The sequence below is a fragment of the Kitasatospora sp. NPDC059571 genome (assembly GCF_042735675.1).
GTDB lineage: Bacteria > Actinomycetota > Actinomycetes > Streptomycetales > Streptomycetaceae > Kitasatospora.
In genome coordinates this window covers 1-4760 of record NZ_JBHWBW010000555.1, presented here as the reverse complement: position 1 = coordinate 4760, position 4760 = coordinate 1, and the positions used below count along the sequence as shown (strand labels likewise).

General features: G+C 75.9%; 4 protein-coding genes and 1 pseudogene. 4 read left to right on the top strand and 1 reads right to left on the bottom strand.

All coding sequences use genetic code 11. From position 1 onward, the window contains the following. From ACFV0G_RS35395 to ACFV0G_RS35385, 3 genes and pseudogenes are all read left to right on the top strand, one after another. Positions 1-397: pseudogene (locus ACFV0G_RS35395) on the top strand (DUF4350 domain-containing protein); the annotation flags it as partial. Between the two features lie 56 nt (positions 398-453). Further along, positions 454-1458, top strand: coding sequence for an AAA family ATPase (locus ACFV0G_RS35390; RefSeq protein ID WP_380556801.1), 1005 nt, complete (start codon positions 454-456; stop codon positions 1456-1458). Positions 1459-1484: 26 nt separating this feature from the next. Then, positions 1485-2795: a DUF58 domain-containing protein gene (locus tag ACFV0G_RS35385; RefSeq protein WP_380556799.1), complete on the top strand. Its 1311-nt coding sequence runs from the start codon at positions 1485-1487 to the stop codon at positions 2793-2795. Here the strand turns inward: ACFV0G_RS35385 and ACFV0G_RS35380 are convergent. Further along, on the bottom strand, positions 2773-3558 hold the full coding sequence (locus tag ACFV0G_RS35380) for a helix-turn-helix domain-containing protein (RefSeq protein WP_380556797.1): 786 nt from the start codon (positions 3556-3558) through the stop codon (positions 2773-2775). The two genes, ACFV0G_RS35385 and ACFV0G_RS35380, sit on opposite strands and share 23 nt — an antisense overlap. An 83-nt stretch (positions 3559-3641) precedes the next feature. Between ACFV0G_RS35380 and ACFV0G_RS35375 the strand changes: the two genes are divergently transcribed. After that, entirely contained in the window at positions 3642-4643 is a 1002-nt protein-coding gene (locus ACFV0G_RS35375; protein WP_380556795.1) for an LLM class flavin-dependent oxidoreductase, read from the top strand. Positions 4644-4760: the final 117 nt, after the last annotated feature.

Genomic DNA, 4760 nt, shown 5'->3' with positions numbered 1-4760 from the left:
GGCCGGTCTGACCCTCCCCGTCGCCGCCGCCCCCGCCGCGCTGTGGCGGGCCCGCGGGCTCGGCCGGGTGGTCGCCGAGGACCTGCCGGTCGTCGTCCGGGCCGCCGAGACCACCGAGGGCCGGGCCCGGCTCTACCGCCGGGCCAACGCCCGCGGCCACGCCGCCGAGGCCCTGCGCCGGGCCGTCCGGCACCGGCTCGCCCCGGTCCTCGGCGTGCCCCCGGCGGCCGACGGGCCCGACCCGGCCACCCTCTGCGCCGCGGCCGCGGCCCGCACCGGCCGCCCGTCGGCCGAGGTGCAGGCCCTGCTGTACGGCGGGCCGCCCACCGACGACGCCGCGTTGCTGCGGCTCACCGACCACCTCGACGCCCTGGAAAGGCAGGTACGACAGCCGTGACCGAGCAGCCCGCTGCCCTCACGTCCCTCACCAAGACCGACGGGACGCCGGCCGCGATACCGCCCGTCCGGACCCCCGACGGCGGCCTCGGCCCCGCCGGCGCCCCGGCCGCCGGGGACGCCCGCGCCGCCCTCACCGCCCTGCGCGAGGAGATCGCCAAGGCGGTGGTCGGCCAGGACGCCGCGGTCACCGGCCTGGTCGTCGCGCTGCTGTGCGGCGGGCACGTCCTGCTCGAAGGCGTGCCCGGCGTCGCCAAGACCCTGCTGATCCGCACCCTGTCCACCGCGCTCAGCCTGGACACCAAGCGCATCCAGTTCACCCCCGACCTGATGCCCGGCGACGTCACCGGCTCGCTCGTCTACGACGCCCGCACCGCCGAGTTCTCGTTCCAGCCCGGCCCGGTCTTCACCAACCTGCTGCTCGCCGACGAGATCAACCGCACCCCGCCGAAGACCCAGGCCTCCCTCCTGGAGGCCATGGAGGAGCACCAGGTCACCGTCGACGGCGAACCGCGCGCGCTGCCCGTCCCGTTCCTGGTCGCCGCCACCCAGAACCCGGTCGAGTACGAGGGCACCTACCCGCTGCCCGAGGCCCAGCTCGACCGCTTCCTGCTCAAGCTCGTCCTGCCGCTGCCCACCCGCGAGCAGGAGTTCCAGGTCCTGGCCCGGCACGCGGCCGGCTTCGACCCGCGCGACCTGGCCGCGGCGGGCGTGCGCCCGGTCGCCGGGCCTGCGGACGTCGCCACCGCCCGCGCCGAGATCGCCAAGGTCACCGTCGCCCCCGAGGTCCTCGCCTACATCGTGGACATCTGCCGGGCCACCCGGCAGTCCCCGTCGCTCTCCATCGGTGTCTCGCCGCGCGGTGCCACCGCCCTGCTGAACACCTCGCGCGCCTGGGCCTGGCTGGCCGGCCGCGACTACGTCACCCCCGACGACGTCAAGGCGCTCGCCCTGCCGACCCTGCGCCACCGCGTCCAGCTGCGCGCCGAGGCCGAGATGGAGGGCGTGAGCGCCGACTCCGTCGTGCAGGCCGTCCTCGCCCAGACCCCCGCCCCGCGCTGACCCGACCTCACCGAGGAGTCCCACCCATGGCCCCGACCGGCCGTACCGCCCTGCTCGCCGCGCTCGGTGCGCTCGTCGTCGGCCCGGTCATGCCCTCCTGGGCCGGAATCGCCGCGGTGACCGGCGCCGTCCTGCTCGCCGTCACCGCCGACCTGATGCTCGCGGCACCGGTCCGCACCCTCCGGTTCGCCAGGTCCGGCGACACCCGGGTGCGGACCGGCGAGAGCGCCGAGGTCGAACTGACCGTCACCAACCCCTCCCGGCGACCGCTTCGAGCCCGGATCAGGGATGCCTGGCCACCGTCGGCCTGGCACCCCGGCAGCTCCTACCGGGCGGCCCGGCACACGGTCACCGTCCCGGCGGGCGAGCGGCGCCGCCTGCTCACCGTGCTCGGACCCGTCCGTCGCGGCGACCACCACGCGCACCGGGTGACCGTCCGCTCCCACGGCCCGCTCGGCCTGGCCGCCCGCCAGGGCTCGCACCACGTCCCGTGGACGGTCCGCGCCCTCCCCCCGTTCACCAGCCGCCGCCACCTCCCGTCCCGACTCGCCCGGCTGCGCGAACTCGACGGCCGCACCTCGGTACTGACCCGCGGCCAGGGGACCGAGTTCGACTCGCTGCGCGAGTACCTGCCCGGCGACGACGTCCGCTCGATCGACTGGCGGGCCAGTGCCCGCCGGAACACCGTCGCCGTCCGCACCTGGCGGCCCGAGCGCGACCGCCACATCCTGCTCGTCCTCGACACCGGCCGCGCCTCGGCCGGCCGGGTCGGCGACGCGCCCCGGCTGGACGCCGCCCTCGACGCCGCCCTGCTGCTCACCGCGCTCGCCACCAAGGCCGGCGACCGCGTCGACCTGCTGGCCCACGACCGCCACCGGCGCGCCGCCGTGGTGGGCCGCTCCGCCGCCGACGTCCTGCCCGCGTTCACCGATGCCATGGCCGGCCTGGAGCCGGCCCTGCTGGAGACCGACCAGCGGGCCCTGACCGCGGCCGCCCTCCGGATGGCCCCGCACCGCTCGCTGATCGTGCTGCTCACCGGCCTCGACGCGGCCTCCGCCGAGGGCGGGCTGATCGACCGCATGCCGCAGCTCGCCCGGCGCCACGAGGTGGTCGTCGCCTCGGTCGCCGACCCGCGGCTCGACGAACTCGCCGCCGCCCGTGGCACGGTGGACGCGGTCTACGGCGCCGCCGCGGCCGAGCAGACCCGGGCCGACCGGCGGCGTACGGCCGAGCGCCTGACCCGGCTCGGTGCGACCGTCCTGGACGCCCCGCCCGCCGCGCTCCCACCGGCCCTCGCCGACGCCTACCTCGCGCTCAAGGCCGCCGGCCGCCTCTGACCTCGCGCTCCTCCGACCCTTCCTCCGCGAGCAGCCGGGCCGTCCGCTCGTCGGCGGGCAGGAACGCCTCCAGCTTGAGCTCCGCGAGCGTCACATCGGTCGCGGTGGCGAACGTGGTCACCGTGGTGAAGAGCCGCAGTTCGCCGCGCGGTGAACGGAGCACCAGTGGCACCGCGAACCCGAGCGGTTCACCGCCCCCGGCCGACTCCGGTACCAGCGCGCTCAGTTCGGTGTAGAGCTCGGCCGACCCGGCAGCGGTGTCCTGCCGCAGCCGCACCAGGATGTGCCGCGCCCAGTCGGCGAGGTTGGCGACCCGCGGGCCCAACCCCCGTGGGTGCAGAGCCAGTCGGTACACGTTGGCACCCACCGCGCACAGCTCGGGGTCGGCACCCTCGACCAGCCGGTCGAACGCGCTGTTCGCCGCCACCAGCGCACCCGAGCCGTCGACCACCAGCGCGGGCCACGGCAGATGGCCGGTCAGCACCCGTTCCAGCGCCTGCCGGACGGGCGCGATCGCCGCGCCGTGCACCCCGCTCTCCGGATAGGCCGGCGCGTAACCCGCCGTCAGCAGCAGCTCGTTGCACTCCCGCAGCGACAGACCGAGTGAGTCGGCCAGCCGCAGCACCATCGTCCGGCCCGGAGCCGACCGCCCGCTCTCCATGAAGCTGACGTGCCGCTGGGAGGTGCCCGCCCGGTGCGCGAGTTCGAGCTGGCTGATCCGCAGGCGGGCCCGGCACTCGCGCAGTGACGTGGAGAACTCCATGCCTCAGTCTCCGTCGGCCGCCGACCCGTTGCCATTCCCTGCGGGGAATTGAGCCGATACCCGCGCGGGCGGAGGCTGAGGGCATGCAGAACGACACCAGCGCACCGACGTCCGCGCCGCTCACCGAACCTCCCGCCCGGTTCGAGGTCGGTGTCCTCCTCCCCACCGGCGCCGCCCAGTGGGGGGACGGCACCGACCCCCGGGCTCTGATCCCCTTCGCCCTGCGGGCCGAGGAGCTCGGCTTCGACTCGCTCTTCGTCAACGACTCGCTGCTGACCCCGCGGATCGAGCCGCTGACCATGCTGGCGGCGCTGGCCGCGGTGACGCACCGGGCCACCCTCGGCACCGGCGCCCTGCTCCCCTTCCTCCGCCGCCCCGTCCAGGCCGCGCAGACGCTCGCCTCCGTCGACCTCCTCTCCGGGGGACGGCTCGCCGTCGCCGTGGGCGCCGGCTTCCCCGGCCGGTTCGGGCAGCCGCTGTACGAACTCTCCGAACTCCCGTGGGAGCGGCGGTTCAAGCGCCTGGACGAGACCGTCGATCTGTGGCGCCGCCTGTGGTCGACCACCGGGCCGACGTCCTTCCACGGCGAGCTGCTGCACTTCGACGACATCCCGCCCTCGACGCAGCCGTTCACTCCCGGCGGGCCGCCGGTCTGGCTCGGCGGCGCCACCCCCGCGGCACTCGCCCGCACCGGCCGCCGCTACGACGGCTGGCTCCCCTACCCGCCGGACCCTGCCGACTACCGGACGGGACTGGCCGTCGTCCGCGAGGCCGCGACCACCGCCGGCCGCGACGCCGCCGGCCTCACCCCGGCGCTCTTCGTGTCCGTCCTGGTCGACGAGGTCCCGGCCGCCGCCCGGCGGTCGATGGACGCCTACGCACAGGCGACCTACGGCATGCCGCTCGCCCAACTGGAGACCATCCAGGCCGTACTGACCGGCCCCGCCGACGAGGTGGCGGCCGGACTCTCCCGCTATGTGCAGGCCGGCGCCCGCCACCTGGTGATCCGCCTCGGCGGGCTGACCCTCAAGACCCAGCAGGAACAGCTCGAACGGATCGCGGAGCTCGTGACGCGTCTGCAGTGAGCGGGCATGCGGGTCCCGGAAATGCGAGAAGCCCCGCCCGGGTGACCCGGGGGGGGCTTCTCAGAAGAATTGTTCGGCGGCGTCCTACTCTCCCACAGGGTCCCCCCTGCAGGACCC

Excerpts from the sequence above, each read along its gene's own strand:
- ACFV0G_RS35380 (WP_380556797.1), bottom strand. The coding sequence starts at position 3,558 with ATGGAGTTCTCCACGTCACTGCGCGAGTGCCGGGCCCGCCTGCGGATC.
- ACFV0G_RS35375 (WP_380556795.1), top strand. The coding sequence starts at position 3,642 with ATGCAGAACGACACCAGCGCACCGACGTCCGCGCCGCTCACCGAACCT.
- ACFV0G_RS35385 (WP_380556799.1), top strand. The coding sequence starts at position 1,485 with ATGGCCCCGACCGGCCGTACCGCCCTGCTCGCCGCGCTCGGTGCGCTC.